General features: G+C 61.6%; 17 protein-coding genes and 2 pseudogenes. 6 read left to right on the top strand and 13 right to left on the bottom strand.

The window, feature by feature from the left end; all coding sequences use genetic code 11:
- Positions 1-20: 20 nt before the first annotated feature.
- A complete protein-coding gene (locus M9952_02725; GenBank protein MCO5311833.1) occupies positions 21-371 on the top strand; it encodes a hypothetical protein in 351 nt (116 codons plus the stop codon).
- Positions 372-796: 425 nt separating this feature from the next.
- On the opposite strand, the gene M9952_02720 is transcribed toward M9952_02725, so the two are convergent.
- The 7 genes from M9952_02720 to M9952_02690 all read right to left on the bottom strand — a co-directional run bounded on the left by M9952_02720 (position 797) and on the right by M9952_02690 (position 6,069).
- Positions 797-1,777, bottom strand: coding sequence for a hypothetical protein (locus tag M9952_02720; protein MCO5311832.1), 981 nt, complete (start codon positions 1,775-1,777; stop codon positions 797-799).
- An 88-nt stretch (positions 1,778-1,865) separates the two neighbouring features.
- A complete protein-coding gene (locus M9952_02715; GenBank protein ID MCO5311831.1) occupies positions 1,866-2,279 on the bottom strand; it encodes a redoxin domain-containing protein in 414 nt (137 codons plus the stop codon).
- Between the two features lie 87 nt (positions 2,280-2,366).
- Positions 2,367-2,828, bottom strand: coding sequence for a hypothetical protein (locus M9952_02710; protein ID MCO5311830.1), 462 nt, complete (start codon positions 2,826-2,828; stop codon positions 2,367-2,369).
- 71 nt (positions 2,829-2,899) lie between these two features.
- Positions 2,900-3,154, bottom strand: a complete 255-nt coding sequence (locus M9952_02705) for a 2OG-Fe(II) oxygenase (GenBank protein ID MCO5311829.1) — start codon at positions 3,152-3,154, stop codon at positions 2,900-2,902.
- A 332-nt stretch (positions 3,155-3,486) separates the two neighbouring features.
- Positions 3,487-3,984, bottom strand: coding sequence for a hypothetical protein (locus tag M9952_02700; GenBank protein MCO5311828.1), 498 nt, complete (start codon positions 3,982-3,984; stop codon positions 3,487-3,489).
- A 95-nt stretch (positions 3,985-4,079) separates the two neighbouring features.
- Positions 4,080-5,330, bottom strand: a complete 1,251-nt coding sequence (locus M9952_02695; protein MCO5311827.1) for a cupin domain-containing protein — start codon at positions 5,328-5,330, stop codon at positions 4,080-4,082.
- Between the two features lie 52 nt (positions 5,331-5,382).
- Complete coding sequence (locus M9952_02690; protein MCO5311826.1) at positions 5,383-6,069, bottom strand: hypothetical protein; 687 nt, start codon at positions 6,067-6,069, stop codon at positions 5,383-5,385.
- A 172-nt stretch (positions 6,070-6,241) separates the two neighbouring features.
- Between M9952_02690 and M9952_02685 the strand changes: the two genes are divergently transcribed.
- From M9952_02685 to M9952_02670, 4 genes and pseudogenes are all read left to right on the top strand, one after another.
- Positions 6,242-6,616 carry a hypothetical protein gene (locus M9952_02685; GenBank protein ID MCO5311825.1) on the top strand — a complete coding sequence of 125 codons (375 nt, stop codon included), beginning with the start codon at positions 6,242-6,244 and terminating at the stop codon, positions 6,614-6,616.
- Positions 6,617-6,705: 89 nt separating this feature from the next.
- Positions 6,706-8,047 (top strand): annotated as a pseudogene (locus M9952_02680) (IS1380 family transposase).
- A 272-nt stretch (positions 8,048-8,319) separates the two neighbouring features.
- Positions 8,320-9,607 (top strand): annotated as a pseudogene (locus M9952_02675) (IS256 family transposase).
- A gap of 5 nt (positions 9,608-9,612) precedes the next feature.
- A complete protein-coding gene (locus tag M9952_02670; GenBank protein MCO5311824.1) occupies positions 9,613-9,855 on the top strand; it encodes a hypothetical protein in 243 nt (80 codons plus the stop codon).
- 454 nt (positions 9,856-10,309) lie between these two features.
- Here the strand turns inward: M9952_02670 and M9952_02665 are convergent, their stop codons facing one another.
- Both M9952_02665 and M9952_02660 read right to left on the bottom strand, forming a co-directional pair.
- Positions 10,310-11,746 (bottom strand): hypothetical protein, encoded by a 1,437-nt coding sequence (locus tag M9952_02665; GenBank protein ID MCO5311823.1) that lies wholly within the window; start codon positions 11,744-11,746, stop codon positions 10,310-10,312.
- A gap of 46 nt (positions 11,747-11,792) precedes the next feature.
- The gene (locus M9952_02660) at positions 11,793-12,782 is read right to left on the bottom strand and encodes a glycosyltransferase family 4 protein (GenBank protein ID MCO5311822.1); all 990 of its coding nucleotides are present in this window, start codon (positions 12,780-12,782) and stop codon (positions 11,793-11,795) included.
- Between the two features lie 322 nt (positions 12,783-13,104).
- Between M9952_02660 and M9952_02655 the strand changes: the two genes are divergently transcribed.
- The gene (locus M9952_02655) at positions 13,105-14,664 is read left to right on the top strand and encodes a CpsD/CapB family tyrosine-protein kinase (GenBank protein ID MCO5311821.1); all 1,560 of its coding nucleotides are present in this window, start codon (positions 13,105-13,107) and stop codon (positions 14,662-14,664) included.
- Positions 14,665-14,700: 36 nt separating this feature from the next.
- Here M9952_02655 and M9952_02650 read toward each other — a convergent pair whose 3' ends face one another.
- The 4 genes from M9952_02650 to M9952_02635 form a co-directional block, all read right to left on the bottom strand.
- Complete coding sequence (locus M9952_02650; protein MCO5311820.1) at positions 14,701-16,467, bottom strand: ABC transporter ATP-binding protein/permease; 1,767 nt, start codon at positions 16,465-16,467, stop codon at positions 14,701-14,703.
- 1,058 nt (positions 16,468-17,525) lie between these two features.
- Complete coding sequence (locus M9952_02645; GenBank protein ID MCO5311819.1) at positions 17,526-18,551, bottom strand: DegT/DnrJ/EryC1/StrS family aminotransferase; 1,026 nt, start codon at positions 18,549-18,551, stop codon at positions 17,526-17,528.
- Positions 18,552-18,634: 83 nt separating this feature from the next.
- Positions 18,635-19,423 carry a WxcM-like domain-containing protein gene (locus tag M9952_02640; GenBank protein MCO5311818.1) on the bottom strand — a complete coding sequence of 263 codons (789 nt, stop codon included), beginning with the start codon at positions 19,421-19,423 and terminating at the stop codon, positions 18,635-18,637.
- A 766-nt stretch (positions 19,424-20,189) separates the two neighbouring features.
- A complete protein-coding gene (locus M9952_02635; GenBank protein ID MCO5311817.1) occupies positions 20,190-20,705 on the bottom strand; it encodes a hypothetical protein in 516 nt (171 codons plus the stop codon).
- Positions 20,706-21,416 lie beyond the last annotated feature (711 nt).

Raw genomic sequence — 21,416 nt, 5'->3', positions numbered from 1 at the left:
GGTCTGGAGACAGGCATTTGATGATACAAGGTGAGAAACGGGTCTCCCTGCGCCCCGACGCCCACGGCAATACGGCCGACGACGTGCTCGCGCGACCCCGCCATTCGCGTGGACGGTCGCTCTGCAACGCCGAACGCTTGAGCGGACTCGTCAAGATCGACGAAGAGGTCACCCAAAGTCACGGTGCTGCCAGCACTGCTCGCATCGATCGATCGTCGCTGCGACCGGTGATCCCTCACCTCCAGCACGTCCGCGAGTCGGTCGGCGCCGCAAGTACGGCGAATGATCGATTGCAAGGGCCGTTGTGCCGCATTCCACTGACCACGTCCAACGACTCGATCGAGCAGGAGATCAACGTCAACGGCATCTGACGGCCGCCTGTACGACACGGTGGACCAACTCCTATCAGACGAACACAGCCACCGCACGGCGGTTAGCGACTCCGCCTGAGTGCCAGTGCGTTTCGGAGCGAAGTACTCGAAGTAGACACGGCAGGAGATCGCAAGGCGGTCGAGTTCGTAGCCCACGAGAACTCGAGCCGATCGGGCCAACCCGAACGCGACCGCACCATATGCGGCAACAGGAAGGCCGAGCGAAACCAGGCGAGGCCAGATGACGATGAACCGCTCCTCCACGGGCACCGGCAGTGCGAGGAACGCCCGCTCTGTGATGCATCGGCCAGGCAGCAACTTGACTGACCTGACGATCTGTCTGCCCAGCGAGAGGTCTCGGAAGGACTCAGCGACTGGGGACCGGTCGAGCCATTTGGCCGTTGTCGAGGAACTGCCGCCGGCCCTCATCTTGATGAGGAAGTCCCGACCGCTAGGATCTGTCTCACGAGGTCGTCCCGCGACATCACGAGGTCGACGTCGAAGATCGGCGTCGCAGTGGCTACGCGCTTCGCAGCGTCAAAGCTGACCTGATCCCAGTAGAGGAAGAAATCGAGCAGTCGCCGGACGGCAACGGGTCCAGTTGGAGCGCCTGGCAGAAGAACTGCCTCGAGCGGGAACTCCTCTTCTTTGGCGTTACCGCCTCCCACCGCGATGACCGAGCCGTCGCCGACTCGAAGAACCCCCGCTGGAACCATGGACAGACCACCCCGTTCGAGTGCCGAACGAATCGGACCGAATACCGTACCGGCCATCGCGGGATGCACAAGGGTTACCCCACGATCGCCAAGGAGTGCTGGGCCACCGATCCATCCGGCCACCCGCTCGGCGGCGTCGATCCTACCGGCGAGAGTGCGGTGAAACGCAGCCATCGCCGCATCGACGTCACGAGATACGTAGATCAGTTGCCCGGTTGAATCGAACACCTGCTGAGCCCGCGGTGCTCGGACCGAACCTCGCGTCAGTCGGAGGTAATAGGTCTCACCACCCCAATCGTCGGGATTGTCGACCACTATGTGATCCGGCCAACTCAAGACTGCCTCGGGCTCTGTCGATCCAGCCAGGAACGATCCATCGGCACGCTCGATTCGCACCATAGTCATCCGCCCCAAGCCAAGCCGTCTTCCGAGGCAAGAGTCTGCCGGAATCGGGGGAAACGGGTCGGCGGAGACTACGTCAGCTTGATCGACATCAGCGAGCATACCGTCCTGCTCTAACGACGCTACGAACCACGCGACCTGTTCGCGCACCGGATCGATCGGCAGGCCAAGCGAGGATGCGACATCCACGGCTAGATCATTGACCGTCGTTACTCCGTCGAGGGAGTCCCAGAGCACCGTCATCACAGGGTCGAACGCCGCTACCCGTCCGACGTCCTGCCCACCCACGACGGAACCACCGTCGACGTCGGCACGACACAGATCGCGTCGGGCTCTGGGCCGACGTGCTGCAAGGTGTGACCAGAAATCAGCCGCGTCACGTGAACTCGTCGAGGTCATCCAACACCCCCTCGGCAAAGAACTCAGGGTTGTCCACAATATAGACGACACGCACGATGAGATCCGCGTCGATCAGATAAGCAATCCGACGCGGCGTCGGCGCGTCTTCGTCCGCTGCAGCGCCTACGGAGACAGCAACTTCGCGAGTGTCATCGGAGACTAGAATGAAAGGCAGCGAATGCTCATCGCGGAAAGTGCGAAGCATCCATGTCGGGTCGAACGATGCTCCGATAATTTGACAGTCCAAGTCGGCGAACGCCTCGGCCTGATCGCGTAGTCCGGTTGCCTGGGCAGTACACCCGGGGGTGTTCGACTTCGGAAACCAGAACCATAGAGTCCAACGTCCTGCGAGGTCGGCCCGCTCAATCGGACCCCCATCGGCATCGGTCATCACGAAATCGGGAATAACCTCACCAACTGCTAGCACGGTTTACTTCCTTTCTCGGATCCAGAACTGTAGCGAATAGCCTCGGGCGATTCACCGGAACGCATCGCCGAGCGCAAACGACAATACAGCCCCGAACTCGGCCGCTGCACCCGCCGCAGCGCGAAGGAAGGACGGGAACATGAGTGCGGTGCCAACCGCAAGCTGCTCCGACCTTTCGACCTCGGGAAACTCCACGACGGGAAGCACGGTGTCCACCTCGGCAACGAGCGGGAGCAGGATGGTCAGCTTCCTAGTGGAGGCCTCTCGACTGAGCCCTGCGTCCGCCAACATTCCTCGGTCGAGGTGATGCAAAAGCCGAGGACCGGTCGCCTCGTGCAATGCGGCCAGCTCGAAGTGAAAGTAGTTTGAGTTTGCGCTCCCAATGGCCTCTACCAAGACTCGGTCAAGGTCGGCGCTCGATCCGCTGACGGCCAGTTCGTTCCAGACCGCCGCTGCGGCTTCCGGACCCAACACCCGCGCAGTCGCTATGCCGACGACAAACGAGTTCTCCATCGGCGGGACGAGGATAGGCTCGGCCTTGAAACCGCTAATGTCTCGAGCAGTCGACGGATCGTCAGGCGCCGTCATCGGAATGCGGGCCCGTGGATCCAGCCAACAACGGCAAACCGACGACCGGCAATGGTCGGTGTGACCTCGTGGGCCAAGATCGACGGAAACACCGTCATCCAACCGCGACCCCGCTTCGCTAGTCCTGCAACTCCACCGAAGATGAGATCGCCTCCGCGGTAGTCAGCACCGTCACTGAGTTGCAGCGAAAACGACAACTTCCGTGTGGAGTTCTCGGCCCCAGCGTCGACGTGTTGTGTGAAATGATCCATCGCCCCGGCATCGTACAGGAGCAGACTCGGGAAATCCCAAGCAACTAGTCCGGTCAGATCGTATCGCCAGCGCGATGAGTTGAGCGCTCCGATGGCTCGGACGATCCGCTGGACCACAGGGTCGAAGTATGTGCTGGGAATCGGCTGGGTAAGCGCAGATCGAACGTTCGCGTCTACCGAACCGTACGCAGATCCGTTGTCAGTTACGCGAGCGGACGTCCAAAGCGTTGGGTCCGCCGCCGAGATCAACGCGGCACACTCGTCGGCAGAGAACAACTCAATCTGCTCCACAGCCATGAAGTCTGGGTTGCCACACGGTGGCAGCCAAACGGTCACGCCTCCGCTTCCCGAGGAAGGCCCAAGTAGTCACGACCGTCGAACACCTGGCTACGGTGCTGCCCGTTGGCCTCGACATAATGGAGGAAGAGTTGTGCGTACCACTCGTGACGACAGACGTCGCGCCAGTGACGGACCGCCGACCCGCGGTATCCGAGCCCGTCGCCTGGGGCGAGTGGCACCGCGTGGGTCAACCCGTCAAGCGTCGTGACTGAGATCGGCCACGACGCCTGCGACGACGAGCCGAGGTGCACAGTCACGCTGTGCTCGCAGGCGGACCGGTCGGTGTGAGGAACAAGTTGCTGACCGGCCCTGTACACCCGCACGAACGAATATGTTGGCAGCAGCGGCACTCCGACCACAGCGGACAGTTTACCGGCCAGTCGGCCAAGCACCGTGTCAAAAGCTGGATCGCCGTACAGCACCGTCGAACCGACAACCTGAACGTCCGCCGCCAGAGCGTCAGCATGACCGCGCAGGTTCAGATAGTCCATCAGAAACGTGTAGAGAGCTGGCTCGATTAGAGACGGCAGCGTGCAGACTCCGTGACGCCCGTATGTAGTGCGCTGATCGGTTAACGACTCGACACTCATGCGGTATCGAAGATTCGGACTACGTCTCGACGAGCGAGCGTCCGCACGAGTTGCTCGACGTCGGCGGGCAAGGTTCCAGGGGACCGCTCTGCGAGGATACGAATTGATTCAGTGCGCCCTTCGAGCAGCAACGCGAGTGAAGGCACCAGAGGACGAGGGATTTCGTACACATACCCTGAGGTTGCGAAGCTCAGGGAATCTGGGTCGGGCGGTTCTGCAAACACCGCTCCGCCCGGAAGCGCCGCGCTCACCAACGAATCGGAACCGAGCTGCGCCAAACGTCCCATTGTCGTCAGCGGGCCGTCATATGGCAACGTCTCAATCATCCCGCGGAAGCGCGCCACGGAGGCCTCGACGGCATCGCGGTCAGGCGTTGCCCAGTCGACCGCGCCCGTGATGAATCGTCCGTTCGGCGTCCCGACGGCGGGACGCACCTCAACGTCCGAGATCGTCTCCGCCAGGATCTGTCGACGGGTGCCGACCGTGAGGTGGACTGACACAACATCGGCGAATCCCCGAACCGCATGAGGCCAGCCGCGCGGTATAAAGAGCCCCAACCCGGGTTCGAGCACAACCGACAAGACCGATGCACCACAAGCCTCGGGAGCCACCCACGACCGGGCCGGGGACAAGGCGGCGGGGGCGAAGATCTCCCAGCGCTTCCGTCCGGCCACCTGAATGATCAGAACGTCATGGTCATCCCAGTGCCGCCCGAACCCTGGCGCCTCACGCTCGCTGATGTAGGCGTTGATCTGGGTTCGGACCGAACGCACCCGGCTGACATCGTGACCGAGGTCAAGCACCCCGCCGCGAAGAATCGGTGAGATGTCGTTCAAGACCACGGTCACGCCCTCGGACAGCGCCTCAGCGGTCCCAACCGGGTGCAGGCGTCGCCAGGGATTACCGTAGCCTTGGCGTTGGTCGACCATGCGAGAGAGCTGTGGTACCTCGGTGCGCTTCGTGCCATCGGCAAAGCCCACACGCGGCCTTACCGGTTCCATGGCCATCATGACTTCATCGATTCCCCGCGCTGCATCGAGTTCCAGTAGGAAAGCCTGGTCGACCTCAAACACCAGCGCTCGAGCGTCGTCGACCACCTGAGTGAGCCCGTCGAGTCGGAACCCGCCGAGACGCTGCGCCAGCCTGTCCGCCGCCCGGCGCGTCCCGCAGGCAGCAGCAGCGACCAACGTCATCTCGTCACGGTCCCGGCTGCGCGGGGTCAACCGCAGCTTGGGAACGGCTGTCACCTCACGCACGCGGACAGGAGGAATCCGCGCTCCGGCCAAAGTCACCATCGCCTCAGCTACACTGCACCGTAATATCCATGCGGGCGAAGTTCTGTGGCTGAGGGCCGATGGTCACACCCGCGGTAAATGGCGCCGGGTTCGTCGCCCCAGGCTCGGGATTGTTATTGATGGTGAAGGTACCAGAGGTCGGACCGGGCCCAGGGATACACTTATTGAAGGTCACGGCGTTGATCCGGCACTTATTCCACGGCGGGTCAATGTTGAACGCTACGTTGATCGTGTAGTTGGCGTTGAGGTCGGCGTCGATGCCGTTCGGCACCGTGACGACAGCGTTACCCGCAGCTCCGAGCGGAGCAGACATCGTGATGGCCGAGAACTGGGTAGACGCTGGGAGCGGCGAGATGGACACGCTGGGATTACTCCTGCCGTTGATGGCGGTGTGGTAATCCGCGTCGCCATTGTCGCAACCGTTCAGAGTGCCCCAGTTGCTGACGTCACTGTCAGCGTAATACCCGCCGCCATCGGAACGGCTCGTTGATTCAATCACGAACGTGATCGGTCCGGCCGTGGCGGTACCGGCCGAGGCATAATTCGGGACCAGCGACAGGCCCTCCACGCGCGGCGCCGCCCAGACGACGCCGCCGACGGCCGCTCCAGCCGCCGCCTTCTTCAGCGCGTCTCGACGAGCCACCCGGAGATCGTCCTCAACCGAGGCAGAGTTAGAATCTTCGTCGTTCACTCCCACTCCCACATTCCATTCCAAGCCACCGCCGCAAGGACCTCGCAGCACCACCAACAATGCAGACATTATACAGGAGATATCGCGACCCCGCCCGCCAAGAGGGACTGCCGCGCGTTGAGGTGGCATCTGAGCTGGTTTGCCTGTGGGGCAGGCCCGGAAGGATGTCCTCATGGCCAAGCCCTATCCGCAGGAGTCCCGCGACGATGTCGTGAAGGTAGCTCGGAGCCGCCCCGATGGTGTGACCTTGGATCAGGTCGCCGCCGATTTCGGGATCCACCCGATGACGTTGTCGAAGTGGCTCCGCCGAGCCGCTGTCGGGGACGGCGACCGCCCCGGCGTCACCACCACAGAGTCCGCCGAGCTACGCAAGCGTGTGCGGCTGTTGGAGATCGAAAACGAGGTGCTACGCCGCGTTTCTCGGCCAGGCGAAGGTCCCAAAACGATGATGTACCCGCTCGGGTCCGAGTTCGCCGCCCACGGGGTTCCCGTTGTGGTGTCGTGTCGGGTACTTAGCCTGGATCCACCGATGCGCCTGGTGGGGTGAGGTGTGCGCGTCCGCGGAAAGTGCCTTCTGGTCTGGGAGGATGACGGTGTTGTACGTCGTCAAGACCCGGGATCCGGAAGGCACTTTCTGTGAGCAGAGTTTCGCGCAACATCGACCGTTACGACGTCATTTTCGATGACCCGAATCTGGTCGCGAACGCCGGGCTGATCCTGGTCGGCACACTGATCAAACGATTGGGCCTTGAAGCGTTGATCAACGAGTGGGTCCAACTCGACCGGACACGGCCCGGGGCTGCGTCACCGGGGCGGAAAGTGTTGACCATGGTGTGCGCGATCCTGGCCGGCGCTACCCATATCGACCACGTCAACGTGCTCCGCGCCGGGGCCACCCAGCGAGTGTTGCCGTTCCGGGTGATGGCACCCTCGACGATCGGGACGTTCCTGCGGTGCTTCACGTTCGGCCACGTCCGACAACTCGACGCCGTCGCGGATCGCGTGTTGCAACGAGCATGGCACCTGGGCGCCGGACCCGGTGAGGAGCCGTTGGTGATCGATGTTGACTCCACCATCGCCGAGGTCCACGGCAAACACAAACAAGGCGCCGCGTACGGCTACACCAAACAGCTCGGCTATCACCCGCTGCTCGCGACCCGCGCCGGAACCGGCGAAATCGTGCATGCCCGCATGCGCAAAGGGTCAGCCGGATCCGGGCGTGGTGTCGTGCGTTTCGTCAACGAAACGGTCGCTCGACTGCGCCGCTGCGGCGCCACAGGTCAGGTCACATTGCGAGCCGATTCGGGGTTCTGGTCCTGGAAACTCGTCGACACCCTGGACCGCCACGGCGTGTTGTGGTCAATCACCGTCACCCAGAACCAGGCGATCAAGACAGCGGTAGCAGCGATCCCCGAGGACGCCTGGGTTGATATCGACTACACGATCGGCGGGAAAGCCCAAGTCGCCGAAACCGCCTACACGACCGGTCGCGGCAACAAGGCCCGCACAGTGCGACTGGTGGTGCGGCGTACCCGACTCACCGGCAAACAAGCCCAACTGTTCCCTGATTGGCGGCACCACGCCTCGTAGTGTGGCAGTAGACGTCGATCTTGACGCGGTCGCTGCTGATGAGTTCCACCGCAACCATGCTGTTGTCGAACTCGCGATCCGCGATCTCAAAGAAGGCGCCGGACTGCAGCACTGCCCCTCCGGGCACTACTCAGCGAACGCCGCGTGGCTCGCGTGTGCTGTGCTCGCCCACAACCTGAGCCGTTGGACCGGTCTTTTGGGCGACACCAGTGCCGACCGGGCAATGTTGAATCACGCCACGATACGAACCCGACTCATCGCGATCGCAGGAACGCTCGTGAACCGCTCCGGGAAACCAACATTGCGGCTCCCGCTCGGCTGGCCATGGGCACAACAGTTCACCGCCACCCTCACCGCCCTCCGGGCGTTGCCAGCCCTGACGGGCTGACAACACCGAGCGGCCAGGCGCACCGCGAAAAAGCCCTGAGCGCTGACAACCCGACACCCACGACCGTCAGCTTCGACGCGCCCCAAACCACCCCAACGCGGCCCGGTCCTCAACCGGTCGCCACCAGCGGCCATCACCATCAACCCACGAACCAGATCGGGTATGAGTCCCTTCATGTGGTGGGAATTCGGGGGCGGTGGTCCACCTGTGGGTGAGCCATCGGCGTGATGCTCGGTGTGTACGCCAAGTGCACAACGAGAGGATTCACACCGATGGCTCTACCCGATTCTGCCCTGTCCGAACTGTTCGACGCGCTTCGTGTCGGCGACGGCACCGATCTTGTCCGCGAGCTGGCCCAGTGGGCACTGCAAGCGTTGATCGACGTCGAAGCCGCCGACAAGATCGGTGCCGGCCGCTACGAACGCTGTGGTGAGCGTGTCACGCACCGCAACGGCACCCGTTCCAAGACCCTGTCCACCAAGGCCGGCGACCTCCAAGTCGGTATCCCCAAACTCCGCGCCGGCAGCTATTTCCCGTCGCTCCTGGAACCGCGGCGTCGTATCGACCAGGCCCTGTACGCGGTTGTGATGGAGGCGTACGTGAACGGGGTATCGACCCGCAGCGTCGACGACCTCGTCGCCGCGATGGGCGTCGACACCGGTATCTCCAAGTCCGAAGTATCGAGGATCTGCGCGGGTCTTGATGAACGCGTCGACGCGTTTCGCAACCGCACCCTTGGCCATGTTGGGTTCCCGTACGTGTACCTCGACGCCACCTATGTGAACGTCCGCGACGACGCTTTGGGCCAAGTCGTCAGTCGCGCTGTGGTCGTCGCAACCGGGATCACCGCCGAGGGTGGACGCGAGGTGTTGGGTGTCGACATCGGCGACAGCGAGGACGAAACGTTTTGGACCCGGTTCCTACGCTCGTTAAAAGACCGCGGGCTCAACAGTGTTCGTCTGGTGATCTCCGACGCCCACGCCGGGCTGAAAGCGTCGATCCGCAAGTGTTTTTCGGGGTCGTCGTGGCAGCGTTGTCGGGTCCACTACGTGCGGAACTTGTTGGCTGTTGTCCCCAAAAGCTCCCAGGAGATGGTTGCTGCAGCGTTCCGGTCGATCTTCGCGCTCACCGATCCCGACGCTGTTGAGGCCCGGTGGGACGAAGTGACCGACACCCTCGCACAGCGGTTCCCCAAAGCCGCCGAGTCGATGCGTGATGCCCGCAGCGACGTGTTGGCGTTTCGCAGCTTCCCGACCGGACATTGGCGCAAAATCTGGTCGAACAACCCGTTGGAACGACTCAACAAGGAGATCAAACGACGCAGCAACGTTGTGGGGATCTTCCCGAACGACCCCGCAGTACTGCGCCTCATCGGGGGCGGTGTTGGCCGACCAGCACGACGAGTGGGCGATTGCGCGTCGTTACCTGCCGGAGGGTTCGATGGCAGTGCTTTTGGGCACCGCGTTCGCCGAGTTGGAGCCAGGCGACTCAACCATCGTTGACAGACCAACAATCTCATCAACGATGGTTGATGAGCCGACCGTTATCAACGAGGGTTAACCGGTATGGCACGAACGCAACACAAAGCGGCGGCACTCGCGAAGACAGCCGAGACGACCCGCCAGCTCCGACGGATCGAAACCGATCTTGAGACCGCGGTGGCGAGGTCGATGTATTGGGGTGCGACCTGGGCTGAGATCGCCGAGCAGCTTGGTGTGACACCCCAAGCCGCTCACAAACGGTTCCGACGGCTCCGCTACGACCCCACAAGCCGCAAAGCCTGGCACGAACCGCCACTGCCCATGTGACCGCCCCGACAGGCGCTGTTGAGCTCGTGTGACAAACTCAACGTTGGTAGCGGCAACCGCCGCTCACACATCGAGCATCACACTCGAAATCCCACCACCTGACGGGACTCTGTCTACCAAGCCCACCCCGAACGATTCGCGAAAGGCCAGCCCACACCACCACACCAACTCGCCCGAGTGTGGATCAACCCGCCCACCATCGAAACCGACCAACCCCACAACCCGTAACCAAAACATCCGGCAACCAACTATTGACAGGCTCCGCGGTGGGCGGCACTCAGACGACCCGGCGTACGACCTCCACGAACAAGCCGATGACAACAACCGACAGCGCGAACACGCGGGACTGCCCGCGCTGCAGGCGAGCGCTGCGGCATGGAGCGGTCTTCGTCGATCGCACGTGTTCTGATTGCGTGGCTGAGGCCGGTTTGCGACGCTTCGTGCCGAGACCAACTCAAACGTTGTTCGGTTCTGACAGAGCGTCCATCGGTTCCTGGCTCTCCGCCTGACGCCGCTCGGACCGCTCCCGCAACAGCGACCGCCGGGACACCTTCGGCTTCGGGTGCATCGCGAATGCCACGAGCACGAGTGGCAGCATCTGTGTGCGTTGCCGCGCAAGGATTCCGAAGTTCCCGATGTAAGAGAACAACACGATGAACACGAGCGCGTACACTGCGCAAAAGACGAGATACGGGTTCTTCGGGAGTTCCTGTAGCCATGCGAGCAGGCGTCGACGTCCAGCGATTGCCAGCCCGACGAACAGGACGCCTTCGGATGCGGCGATCAAACCGTTGACGTTGCGCGCTTCCCAAGGGAACGGACGTATGAGTACGGTCACAACAGCGGCGGGCAGGTCGAGGGGCGAGGAAACGGCGACCGGCTGATACTCCGATCCACCGGTACCGGTCATGGTCTTCGTCTTGTCCAACGCCGAGGTGATGCTCGTTCCCTCCCCGCCGTCATCCGATCCAAATAGCTTGCCGAACTGACTAACCCCGACCGACCCAAGCCCCACAAGGACGACGAGCGCGGCGAGGCGCACCATCGCCGACTTTGACGCGCCCTTCTTGCGGATCCCGCCGATAGAACCAGCTGTTGCGCCCACCGCCAACGCCACGATGGCGATCAGCCCCATGTGTGGACGAATCGCCATCAACCCTGCGACTCCAGCCCCGAACACCGCTATCCCACCCACCGACGTTCGGTCGCCCAATACTTGGGCGGCGCCGTACGAGACGAGGCCGACGCAGCCAACCATCAGCGCGTCCTTGCCGATGGATGAAGGCCAAAACAGCATGGACGGAAGGAAGAACACCAACAAGCCGTACCGCACGTCGTCCCCGTTGGGCACTGCCCGTCGAAAAGCCCGCCACATGAGCACCTGGCCGGCGAAACAGAGAGACGTGAACACGAAGGTTCCGGCGAATCGAGAGACTCCGGTGATGAGGTACACAAACGCCAGGAAAATGGCGATTCGCTCCGTCTCCGCATCGCGTCCTGTGAATCCGCCCTCAGGAAGCGAAAATATCCCCTGACGAAACAGACCAACGATCGGGGTCGCCCACTCCGAGTACTTCCCAGCGTCCGCATTGTCACCGTAGACAACGGCAAGGACAAAGTAGCGAACGAGTGAGAACCCGAGCTTCGTGATGAACGCGACGACGAGCAGGTCGGCGACTTTCGACTCGGGCTCTCGACGTGCGACAACTCCGAGGATCGGAACACCGATGACAAGCACCCCTAGGAACGTGACGATTCCCCGCAACTGGTCATCAGTGATGCGGTCGAGACTCAGACCAAGCACCGCCAGCACGCATGCGGCGAGCACGAGGCCTACCGTCGAACTCAACTGATCGGGCGACCCGATGGCCCCGGCGCGCCGACGTGACATCAGCCGTCCTCCTTGCCACGCGTCAGAATCACGCCGCTGCGAGCATTCACGCAACAGCCCATCGATACATCTCCAGCAATTGCCGAGCGGCGCCCTGGATCGTGAATCGTTCCTCAAACAACACCCGGGCGCGGTCAGCGAGCAACGCCGATCCCTCACGGTCGGTCAACGCCTCGACGATCGCAGTTCCCAGGCAGTCCCGCCCGACGAATCGAGCATTCTTCCCGTCTTCCAGAATGCCGTCCAGACCCTCGAGGCGAACCGAAACGATGGGTACGCCAACCGCCATCGCCTCAATGAGCGCGCCCGCCGCACCTTCGCGATGCGAGGCGCACACGACTGCGTCCGACGCTCGCAGAAGATCAACGATGTCGTCGCGGTGACCCAACAGGTGAACCGCGTCTGGGCAGATGGACGCCTCGCGTGCTCTGTTGACCTGCTCCGACGCCCGACCGAGGCGACCAGCAATCAGCAGCTTCGCCGAAGGCAACCGTTTCAACACCGCATCGAACGCTCGAATCAGTTCCACCTGCCCCTTCTGCGGTTCCTGACGCCCAATATTGAGAATCACCAGGTCCGTCACGGACAAGCCGAGCCGCTCCCGAGCAGCGGCGCGTTGTGCAGGGACGACGCGAGGAAATTCGGAGGCGTTGCGTCCACGCTCTGCGACCCGCACCCGTGAAGCCCGGACGCCGAGCCACCGTCTCTGCGTTGTCGCCACCCCCAATGTCACCGCGTGAAAACGCACCTTGGGGAGATGCGCCAACAACACCTGCAGCCCATGAACAGCGAGAAGCTTCCATGACGCGGTGTCCTCGCCGGCCGAACGCACGGGCGTATTTGCCCACGTCACGACCAAAGGCACCCTCGTTCCGAGCACCGCCATGTGTGCGGGCACCTCAGCGTCAAACAACGCCGCGTGCACAATGTCGGGACATACCTGTTTCACCAAACGGCGAATCGCCTGTACCTGCTGCGCAAGAGTCAACCCCGACAGGTCGTGAAAGGTTGCACCGGCCAACACAAGTTGGCCCAACAGGCCGACGCTTGACGTCAGGACCGCCACGTGCGCGTCAGTGCCTTCAGCGATGACAACTGGGAGGGTCGCCGCGGTTGATTGCTCGGCGCCCGCTTCTGGAGTCAGCGACGGAAGTACGACTAAGACACGCTGCACGCAACCACCCGGGAATCGGTCGTGGCAACCTGCCGAGGACCTCAACCTGACTAGGCTACCTTGACGGTGGCCGCTGTCGCGGTAGCGCGCTGTTGTGCTGGCGAACGATGCCACTACAGTCGAAGCGTTCCCCGAGCCCTTTCCCTAATCCCCGAGGCGACCCATAGTGAACAAGCTCCGAGCGGTGCTGGCGCGCCGTTGGCCGATCATCGTGGCGACTACCGTTCTCGGGCTGGTCATCGGGGCATTTTCCGGAGCGTTGGCCTCCAGCGATGTCGTACCCATGTACACCGTCGCTCAGACTCTCGTCGCCAATCGAAACTCCAGCGGTTACGGCGTGCCTCTCCCCCAAGATGTCTTGCGTGTCACGCGCGGAGAGGTGCCGACCATGGCAGCCGAAGCTCTCGGCCGCCCTGACGACGCGACCTCACTCGCGAAACGAATCGAAGCGACCTTCGATGACAAGAGCAGTTCAATTCGAATCGCGTCAACAAGCGAGGACCCGAAGGAAGCTGAGGCCCTTGTCGTTGCGTTCACCGACGCATTCATGAACATGGCAAGCGCGACTGCACAGTCGGACTTACGACAGCAACTCTCGGACAACGAAACCGATCTCGCAGGAGCAACGGACGCGCTTGCCGCGTTCGACGAGAGAAACCCCAGTATCGCGCAACTCTCAGGGTTCAACCCGAGCCAGCTCGGTGAAATCGAGGCCGCGCTGCTCCAACAACGTAGCGAGCTCGTTTCAAACATCGAACAAAGTGAGTCGCAGATTCGAGACCTCGAGCGCCAACTGGAACGAAGCGCACCGTACGAGTCACTCGGACTTGAGCCGCCAAGCCTCGCCGCTGGCGGACTTCTTGCGGTCCCTGCATCCGCACCAGTCCGGGCGGCGCTTCTCGGGATGATCGGACTGCTGCTCGGCGGTGTAATCACGCTGACGATCGAACGAACGAACCCCCGAATCGACATCCGCGATGAGCTTGCCGACCTCGTGGCGCTACCGATCCTCGCCGAGGTGGGATACCTGCCGCCAACAAAGCAGCCGATCGATGGCGACGGGCGAGTGCATCTCGAGGGCCCCTGGGCCGAGCAATATCGGGCCATTCGATCTGCGGTGTTGTTTGCACAGGCCACCGCGCGCGACGCCGGGAAGCAAGAACCCGCAGTGTTTCTGGTAACCTCTCCAGCCCCCGCTGAAGGAAAATCGACGACCTCGGCGCTCCTCGCACAAGCGCTCGTCGAAACAGGCACGCTGACCGTCGTCGTCGGTGGAGACTTCCGCAAGCCGACCCTGAGCCAACTACTCGGAATTCAGTCGACAGCGTCATTGCATGACTTGGCCCGCATGGACGAAGACCGGCTGAGCATCGACGAGGTCGTCATCCAGTCGCCACACCAGCCCAACTTGTACGTGGCGGCTGCGGGCCCGCCAACCCGCGAGACGGCCTCGCTCCTTGGCGCGGCGCGTGATGTTTGCACCGAAGCCTCTCGACGCGGCGCTACCGTCATCGTCGACTCAAGCCCACTGAAGGTCGCGAACGACACAACCGATCTCCTGCCAGTGGTCGACTACGTCATCATGGCCGTACGCGCTGGCCAAACGACCCAACGTGGCTTGCTTGAATCTCTGGACACAATCAACCGGCATGACCGCCCAGTACTCGGCGTCGTCTTTGTCGCGAGCAGAACGGCTGGCAATCAGCAGGCTTATTATTACGACTATTACGGTTCTGGATCGTAGAACCCGCAGAATCGATTCGAATTGAAAGATACCAGGTCAGCTGGATCGCATGCCAGCAATAGCGAGAGCTTCACGAAAGAAGTCATTGTCTCGCTCCAGGGCGTCCGCAGTGTCCAATGCAACGACACGCCCGGATTGCACGACCATAATCCGGTCACAGAACTCAAGTGTTGATAAGCGGTGAGCGATAATAATCACCGACATCGTATCCGAGAGCTTTGTTAGCGTATCGCGAATAAGTTGTTCGCTCTGAACATCCAGGGCGCTCGTTGGTTCGTCAAGAATGATTACGTCGGGCCGCTCAACTAATGCACGAGCAATTGTTAGACGCTGCTTCTGGCCTCCACTCAAGTGGTCCCCGCGGTCACCTACCCACCGATCAAGCCCCTCGGCGAATCCTTCAACGTCCGCCCACAAATTCGCCGACCGGCACGCCTCAACAATCGCCTCTCGCGTAATGTGGGAACGCATAAACCGAATGTTGTCTTCAACAGTTCCGTTGAATAGATGTGCATCTTGCGGGACAAACGTCACCTTCCTGGCCAATTGCGAGCGATCAAGCGCTCCCACCTCAACGCCACCAAGCAGCACCCGGCCGCGTGTTGGCTCGCGCAATCCCAGCATTAACTGGACCAGCGTCGACTTTCCACCGCCGGAAGGTCCCATAATTCCCACGACCTCTTGGGGCCCGAGCGAAAAAGCCAGGTCGCGGAGAACCGGTGTGCCAGGTTCATATTCGAAAGCCACGTCGTCAAACTCAATCTGACCGACATCACCGACAGACAACCCGTCATCGACCCGGACTGCTGCCCGGAATTCAGCAAGTCGTCGGTCAAGCATCGCGTGAAATGGCAGCGCCGCCTGCACCGCACTTGACGCGATCTGGAGTCCTTGTCCATAGCTGAGGGACCGAAGCATCACGAGCATAACCGCGCCGACGGAACTCATATCGTTGCCACCGTAGAGGATTACACCTCCGAGACCGATAAGTACCGCTACGTACGCCAAGCCGGTATAAATTGTCGGAGTCAGCGACTGCGCAAACAGAAGCCGTTCGTCTGTTTCCTCACTCATCGATATGAGGTTCCCGACCTGCTCCTCGACCGCCGCCTGGACGTGGAAGACGTGGTATTCCATGCCAAGATCGGAGATCTCACTAAGAGAGCTTGCGAACGACAGGTTGAGTGCGGCCGCACGCGCCGCTCGACGCCAAACCACGCCGCGGATCGGGCGAAGCAACAACGCTAGCAACCCTACCAGTACGATGATGCCAATCGATGCCGCTGGCTCGACTGCAACCGAAAGCAATAACATCGCGCTCAGGTTGAATATCGAAACCACGCTGCTACTTATTGCGTTGAGAAGCGCGCCGATTTGTCCCGTAAAGGTGGTGAGAAGATCCTGAAGTTGACCGACCCCAGAGGTCTGTTGCGTGCCCCACGTTGCCTGCAAATAGGCGCTGCTAAGGTCGCGTCGAACTCGGGCCACGGTGCGCGCCGTGTTCGCAGCATTTAGTCGGCCGCCCAGAACACCAAAGCCAATCCTTCCGAGCACAAGCAGACCTGCAGCGAATGCGGCTGCTTCTAACGATACCCGGGACTGACCAGCGAGCACGACAGCGTGTTCACCCGCGGCCGCGGCTAGTCCGACCTTCGTTATAATCAGCAGAAATCCGGCCTCAGCAAGGCCTCCGGCAATCGCTGAGGCTGCTATTGCCGGCAGTATCCATAGTCGGCGTCCGTACAGCGATCGGACGGCGACGGCCAGCGACGGACTTGCGAATTCTGATGCTTCGGTAACCATAGAATCTCCTCGCCATCAACCAGCCAGCGCGCCAATCGAGCATAGCTATGAGGCATGCGGTAGTGTCTTGCGCCTGCCACGGCGTGGCAACTATTTGGGGTTCTGGCGACGAACCCAACGCGCTGCTATAGTCGGTGCCACGTAGGCAATGCCTGCCTTAAGGCGTCGGCCAGTGGACATCGAACTCTTCATAACATCCCTGCCCGCTGTACGTATTTCGGAGCGTTCCAGCGGCGATGTAGCGAGGGCTCCCAACAGGTGCCCCCATGGCGACTTGTACCCCCTGCTCCGAGCGTCCAAGTACTCGATCCATCCCGCTCCGGCATCTCCAAAATCAACACCTGATTCAAATAACGTCCGCAACGTGTGCTCAAGACCATTCCCGGTAAGTTCGCTGTCGCGAGAACTATTCGATGCATGACGACGGTACCGCGATACGACCTCACAAGTTGCCACGACCTCGCTTCCCCCGAGGAGAACAAGCCGCATGAAGGTGTCGATGTCCTCGACCGGTGCTGACGAGTCATAACCGCCAATCGAACGCAAACCGTCTGTTCGAAATGCCATGCCAGGCGCTGGTGGCACCTTCCACGCCTTTGCGAGACGGTCCATGCGGTCGTAGCGCGGAGGCCGGAGGGTCATTGGCCGTCCAATCCGATTCCTGATGGGTGTTCCGTCTGGGCCAATCAGTGCAACCGCGCCAGCAGCAATATGCGTAGACGGCCCCGCACCGTCCAGTTGATCACACTGTCGTTGCACGCGGTCCCACAGCATTTCATCATCCGAAGCGAACGGGAAGAAGTACTTCCCGCCCGCTCGTTTCAGTGCCACCTGAAGTCCACCGCAGATTCCTCGGTTCTCGTCGAGACGCACGACCTCATGACGCACCATAGAATCACTGAGTAGCGTTTCAATGACGTCAACTGAACCATCTTCAGAGTGATTGTCGACAACCACGACCTCAAAGTCTTGCTCGTTCTGTCGCAGAATGCTTTCGACACATGGACGAACGAAATCGCCGCCATTCCAATTAAGCAATGCAATTGTGGCGCGCGGCATTACCTCCGCTCCTCAACAAGTTGATTGAGCACCTCAACCACGCGCTCATGCTGCTCCGGCGACAAGTGCGGTCCAATCGGGAGGCTGAGCACTTCGTTAGCCAACCGTTCCGCCACGGGCAGCGGACCCATTGACAGGTCTTCGTACGCTCGTTGGCTGTGAGGAGGGATCGGGTAGTGGATGAGGGTGGAAATCTTTCGCTCAGCCAACGCTGCCTGAAGCTGATCACGGTCGCCATGACGTACGACATAAAGGTGCCAAGCCGACGCAAGGTTGCTTGCGACGTTGGGAAGTTGCAGGTCTAGGCCGCCGAGCCCCTCCATGTAGAGACTCGCCTGGCTGGCCCGCCGGCCGTTCCAGTCGTCGAGATGCCGAAGCTTCAGGGTCAGGGCGGCTGCCTGAAATTCGTCAAGACGACTGTTGATTCCTCGCTCCTGGTTGACGTACTTCACGTCCGACCCGTAATTCCGAAGTCGCCGGATCCTTGCAACGAGTGACGGGTCGCGTCCGGTGACCGCGCCACCGTCAGAGAACGCTCCGAGGTTCTTCCCGGGATAGAAACTCCAGGCTGTAAGGTCGCCGAACGCTCCCACGGGCCGCCCCCCGACGGTTGCGCCGTGGGATTGTGCCCCGTCATAAACTACCGGGATTCCGTGGCGACGAGCAACACCATCAATACCGACGACATCGGCCGGACATCCATACAAGTGAACTGGCAAGATAGCTGCCGTGCGAGACGTGATGGCGTCTCCCACCGCCTCGGCGGTCAGATTGAACGTGTGCTCATCAGGCTCCACGGGGACCACGGTTGCCCCTACCGCCGAAACGGCTAACCATGTGGCGATATAGGTGTTCGACGGCACGATCACCTCGTCACCTCGGCCCACCTCTAACACGCGAAGAGACAGGACCAGAGCATCCAGGCCCGACCCGACCCCAGCGCAAGCGACAGCACCTGAGTATCGAGCAAAATCCGCTTCGAACGCCTCCAGTTCAGGCCCGAGCAAGTACCACCCGCTTGCCATCACCCGCCGATATGCGGCATCGAACTCGCTGCTGAGCGATGTGTAGGTCGCCCCAACGTCAAGGAATGGAACCGTAGGAATCGTCACAACACCTCACTGAGGAACTCGCCGTAGTCGCGGATGTAATCATCTGCCTCGTAACGATCTGAAGCCAGCACCATCAGTACAGCGTCGGCGGTGTGTCGGAATTGCACGCCCCACACCATCGGCGGGATGTGTACACCGACCGTCGGATCGTCAAGGCGAACTTCCTCACGTTCGGACCCGTTATCGGTCAGAACCGACACTGCACCAGCCACAGCGATCAAGAGTTGATGGAGATGTCGGTGGGCGTGTTCGCCACGTAGCTCCTGCGACGGAACTCCGTGTACGAGAAAGAACCGATTGACCGGGAACGGAAGCTGTCCATCGACTTCGGCAAAGGTGAGCAGGCCACGTAAGTCCGCGACCTCCGGGAAGCGGATCAGTGAGGCACCGCTCGGCAAAGCGACAGTGCCCACTCCGCTAGGCGCGTGCACCATTTCCACTGGCCGACCGCGGGTGGTGCCAGCCGGCGGCGAAACGTACCCCGTCACATACGCCGGATTGCCGGCAACCACCGCGTATGGCGGAACATCGGACGTGACGACGGCACCCGGCTCAATCCGAGCGCCCCGCCCTATAACCTCAGCTCCGCAAACGACAGCGCCTGCGCCAACGATGACATCGGGCTCAACAACCAACCGCCGCCGCCCACCGTCGGGCGTAGAGTCCGGAGCCATCACGGTAGCCCGCGCCTCGATCTGCACCCCGGCGCCAGCGACGCAGCCAGGCCCAATGAAAGCGTACGGCCCGACCGTGCATTTCGCTTCATGGGAGAAATCGTCGGACACTACGGCCCCTGCCGCCACCGAGAGCGCGCTCAATGCAGTCCCTCCCACTCTTCAATCACATGTTGGGGATACCCGCGATGGAAGTGGGTCGTCCACGGATATGCGGCCATCCCCGAACCGTCGCGCAGCTTGACGTCGGAGGTCGACCCGACGCGTCGCGCTGGTGACCCGCGGACCACCGAGTTTGGAGGTACATCGCGGGTCACTGTGCTTGACGCCGCTACCAAGCTGCGTGCCCCGATTCGCACGCCAGAGACTACGCACGCCATCGCAGCGATAACTGCGTAATCCTCAACAATCACACCTGCGAAAGCGACATCGCTTGGGGGATGCGGATCGTTCGTCAGCACCACGGACGGAAAGATCCAAACGAAATCTCCGACCTCACAACCCTTGTGCACTTGCACTCCACTATGCAGACGAACGTACCGGCCAAACGTTGAGTCTCCTTGGAGATCCGCAAACGTCCCGACGCGTAAGTTCGGCCCAGCAGTGACTCCCTCGCGAATGGTGACGTGATGCCCTGTCTCGAGCGCATCGTCGAACGTCGATCCAACATAGAGCACCGAATGGGAACGAACGATACTGCCTGATCCGAGAACCAACGGGCGGTCAGAAGCAAGGTCGCTGGGCTCACCGATCGAACAGTGGCTGCCGATAACAGTGCCGCTACCAATGCTCACACGTGCGTGGACCAGGCTGAATGGGCCAATCTCAACGTCTTCGGCAATCTCTGCATCGTTGGACACGACGGCTGTCGGGTGAATCATTCAGTCAACCTCTGAGCGCCCGAGAAACTGTCCACGCCTGCGGTGGCCTCTCCTCCCTCGCCAGTTGGCCCGACCACGTGGCAGGGGTTTCCCGCGGCAACCGAACGGGCGGGTATGTCGGAGGTCACCACCGACCCTGCGCCGACAACGGCCCCCTCCCCGATAGTCACGCCTTTGCAGATGATGACGCCGGCTCCGACGAAAACGCGATCACCAACGCTCACCGCGCCCTTGCGAGCTTCGCGTTCGCGTTGCGACTGGTCCAACTGGTGAAAGTCCGAATCGAACACCTGAACTCCTGGACCGATCAGGCAATCTTTGCCGATCGAGATCCCCGGACCATCCGAGATGAAGACAGCACCGTTGTTGACCGTCGTCCCCGAACCAATTGTGATGGATGACCCCAGACTCCGGGCCTCAAGGTGGATGCATCGATCGAACAGGAAGGGGCTTGGCCAGAAGCCAAGCCGACTTCCGGCGACTGCGAACGTTCCATTGCCGATGGCAAGCACAGGAGACACCAAACGTGCGCCTGACAACGGGGAGGAAGACAGCCGACGGTAAAACGAGATCCGGGCCCGAGCGACGCTCCACCGAGTGTACCGAGAGGCCAACCGAGCTAACACGGGACTGAGGGTACCAGCCAGGCCAAGGGGACCGTTGAAGGGCGTGGGTGACAAACCTGGGCAAGAGACTCCTCGCGCCTTCGGTCTGTTCCAAAGGCAACGCTCAAAGCCGTCCCGTCCCCACCGTTCGCTGCATGCGACTCGTTCTTCACCAGCACAAGACTACGCCGAGCAACCGGAGTTCACTCAGACGGATCGCTGCAAACTCCGAATCGGATCTGAGGCGACGCCGAGACTTGCGGAACGCGAGCCCTGGTATATTCCCGGCCGATGCCCGATGATCGGAACCCAGCTACCGGGCCAGCATCCTCGTCGACGCGACCAAACGATCGACCGCGATTGCTCTGCGTTCTCGGCAAGTCGCCTGTGCCGGACAACACGGGAAGTCGCCGCCGGCTACTACGCCTCTTGCAGTCCGCTCACCGTGACTTCGATCTCCAGATCCTTCTGGTCACCGCCCAGCCGCTACCGGATGACGATCGCGCTGCTCTCAACGATTCGCCGCTGAGTGGAGCAGTCATCGTCCAAGCTCCTACCCGCAGAAGTCCACGCATGCTTCGGCAACGTCACGAACCACGTCTACCGCGCAGCTGGCGA

It is taken from the genome of Microthrixaceae bacterium, assembly GCA_023957975.1.
Taxonomy (GTDB): domain Bacteria; phylum Actinomycetota; class Acidimicrobiia; order Acidimicrobiales; family Microtrichaceae; genus JAMLGM01.
This window is presented reverse-complemented; position numbering and strand designations above follow the sequence as displayed.

Excerpts from the sequence above, each read along its gene's own strand:
- M9952_02705 (MCO5311829.1), bottom strand. The coding sequence starts at position 3,154 with ATGGATCATTTCACACAACACGTCGACGCTGGGGCCGAGAACTCCACA.
- M9952_02685 (MCO5311825.1), top strand. The coding sequence starts at position 6,242 with ATGGCCAAGCCCTATCCGCAGGAGTCCCGCGACGATGTCGTGAAGGTA.
- M9952_02650 (MCO5311820.1), bottom strand. The coding sequence starts at position 16,467 with ATGGTTACCGAAGCATCAGAATTCGCAAGTCCGTCGCTGGCCGTCGCC.
- M9952_02645 (MCO5311819.1), bottom strand. The coding sequence starts at position 18,551 with ATGGCAAGCGGGTGGTACTTGCTCGGGCCTGAACTGGAGGCGTTCGAA.
- M9952_02710 (MCO5311830.1), bottom strand. The coding sequence starts at position 2,828 with ATGGAGAACTCGTTTGTCGTCGGCATAGCGACTGCGCGGGTGTTGGGT.
- M9952_02670 (MCO5311824.1), top strand. The coding sequence starts at position 9,613 with ATGGCACGAACGCAACACAAAGCGGCGGCACTCGCGAAGACAGCCGAG.
- M9952_02725 (MCO5311833.1), top strand. The coding sequence starts at position 21 with ATGATACAAGGTGAGAAACGGGTCTCCCTGCGCCCCGACGCCCACGGC.
- M9952_02715 (MCO5311831.1), bottom strand. The coding sequence starts at position 2,279 with ATGACCGATGCCGATGGGGGTCCGATTGAGCGGGCCGACCTCGCAGGA.
- M9952_02700 (MCO5311828.1), bottom strand. The coding sequence starts at position 3,984 with ATGGACTATCTGAACCTGCGCGGTCATGCTGACGCTCTGGCGGCGGAC.
- M9952_02665 (MCO5311823.1), bottom strand. The coding sequence starts at position 11,746 with ATGTCACGTCGGCGCGCCGGGGCCATCGGGTCGCCCGATCAGTTGAGT.